This window comes from Spirillospora sp. NPDC000708 (assembly GCF_040299565.1).
Taxonomy (GTDB): Bacteria; Actinomycetota; Actinomycetes; order Streptosporangiales; family Streptosporangiaceae; genus Spirillospora.
The window spans coordinates 1-1,962 of record NZ_JBEPCJ010000222.1; the positions used below are offsets into that span (position 1 = coordinate 1).

General features: G+C 68.8%; 1 protein-coding gene. It reads left to right on the forward strand.

Features of this window, described 5'->3' with window-relative positions:
• Positions 1 to 231 precede the first annotated feature (231 nt).
• Complete coding sequence (locus ABT299_RS52535; protein ID WP_500255459.1) at positions 232 to 1,470, forward strand: HNH endonuclease signature motif containing protein; 1,239 nt, start codon at positions 232 to 234, stop codon at positions 1,468 to 1,470.
• Positions 1,471 to 1,962: the final 492 nt, after the last annotated feature.

Here is a 1,962-nt window from a genome sequence, read left to right on the forward strand (position 1 = left end):
CCCGGGTCGCGCCACCCCACCACCCCCCTCCGTCAGGAACCAAGAGACGAACTCCCCCTTCCCAGAGGCACGAAGATCGACAATAGGCCGGGCGACCCGGCAGCCTTTCCCGCCGAAAAGATACCGAGAAGAATGTGGCCCGAACGGCCTTGAACGGCCTCGAATGTCAGTCACACAGGGTACTATTTACGTATGCAATCAGTGACGGTCGAGCTTGAGACCGCGTCCACCATGGAACTGGTGAACGCACTCTCAGCCATCGCCACTGAACTCGCATCGCGAGAAGCCCCGGAATCAGCGGCCGCGTGCCTGGAACTCACCGAAACACTTGTGGCAGCGTCCGATCTGCAGGAAAGCGCACTCGCCGGATTCATCGGCCGAGTCGACGCCGCCGGAGAGCACGCCCGGTGGGGATACCCCTCCACCCAAGCATGGCTGCGCTCGAGTTTGGGCATGCGCGACAGCCGCGCCAAGGAGCGCCTCACCCTCGCCCGACAGCGCCACCGCCTACCGGAAGTCTGCGCACAGCTCGCAGCCGGGGAACTGTCCTACGGCTACGCCGCCACCGTCGCCGACTCGGTCGCCCGCCTGGACGACACCGACTGCGCCGAGGCCGAGACAATCCTCCTCGGCTTCGTCGAGCAGGGCTTCTCGGCCGGGAAGGTCGCCGCGTTCGGCCGCCGGATCCGCGACCTCATCGCCGAACGCGACGACACCGAAGAAGCACCGGACGAGGACACCAAGCGCGGCTACGACAAGTCCTGGCTGACGACCACGCGTTCGCTGGACGGCGGCCGGTACGTCAAGGGCTGGCTGAATCCCGAGGACGCCGCGATCTGGGGCGGCACCCTGGCTCCGCTGGCCAAGCCGGCCGGGCCGGACGACCGTCGTGACCTCGCCGAGCGGACGGCGGCGGCGCTGTCGAGCGTGCTGTCGGGTGGACACAAGGCGTCCAAGGTCACCGTCATCTGCGACCTGGAGACGCTGACCGGCGGCAACGCCCCGGCCCGCCTGACCGACGGCACCCCGATCCCCGCCGCCCAGGCCCGCCGCATCGCCCTCTCGGCCGGAGTCTCACCCCTGCTCCTGGGGCGCGGGAACACTCCGCTGTACCTGGGATATCGGGAACGCTTCGCCAGTGCGGCCCAACGGCAGGTGCTGGAGACGCTCTACTCCTCCTGCGCGGTGCGGGGCTGCGAAGTGCCCGGAACGCTGTGCGAGGTCGACCACGTCCACGGATGGGCACTCGGGCGATCGCCCACCGATATCGACCAACTCGCACTCATCTGCGGATGGCACAACCGGTTCAAGCACAGTCGCCCCGACCAGATCCAGATCACCAAGGATCAGGACGGGCGATACGTCTACCGACTACTCCCGCCACCCGACGCCAGAGCATCCGCAACCGGGGCCGGACCACCAGGCAGCATCGGCCCACCTGACAACCCCGCGCTCGACTGGGCCGCATAACCGCACCACCCCGGCAACACCGGGCTCGGTCATGCCCACGCCGGTCCGCCCGCATCCACACTGATGACGGGCGGCCGCGGCATGCCCACACCACAGCCAACCGGCCTCACACCGGCTGCACATATCCCACCACCAGACAGCCCTTCAGAGACCGCCCCAACCGGCCACTACACCGCTCAACAGACCGGCCCGCCCACACCGCCCCTGGACTGGACCGCGTCATCACCCACCCTCGGCAACACCACACCCAGCAACACCACATCCGGCCACCCCTTGCACCGCTCCTCCCGCATCCACCCCATGACCGGCGGCCCCGGCGTGCCCACACCACAGGCGACCTTTCCGCACCGGCTGCGCCTGTCCTCTCCAGATGGCGCTTAGTGGAGGCCCCGGCCCGCCCGTTCACGACGCCGCCCTGCAGCATCGGCCAACCCGGCGCCCCCTGGGCTGAGCCGCATCACCGCCCCGTCGCTAGCAACATCAGCGCGCGCC

Bases quoted from the DNA above. Each gene is read 5' to 3' on its own strand.
- ABT299_RS52535 (WP_500255459.1), top strand. From the start codon at position 232: ATGGAACTGGTGAACGCACTCTCAGCCATCGCCACTGAACTCGCATCG.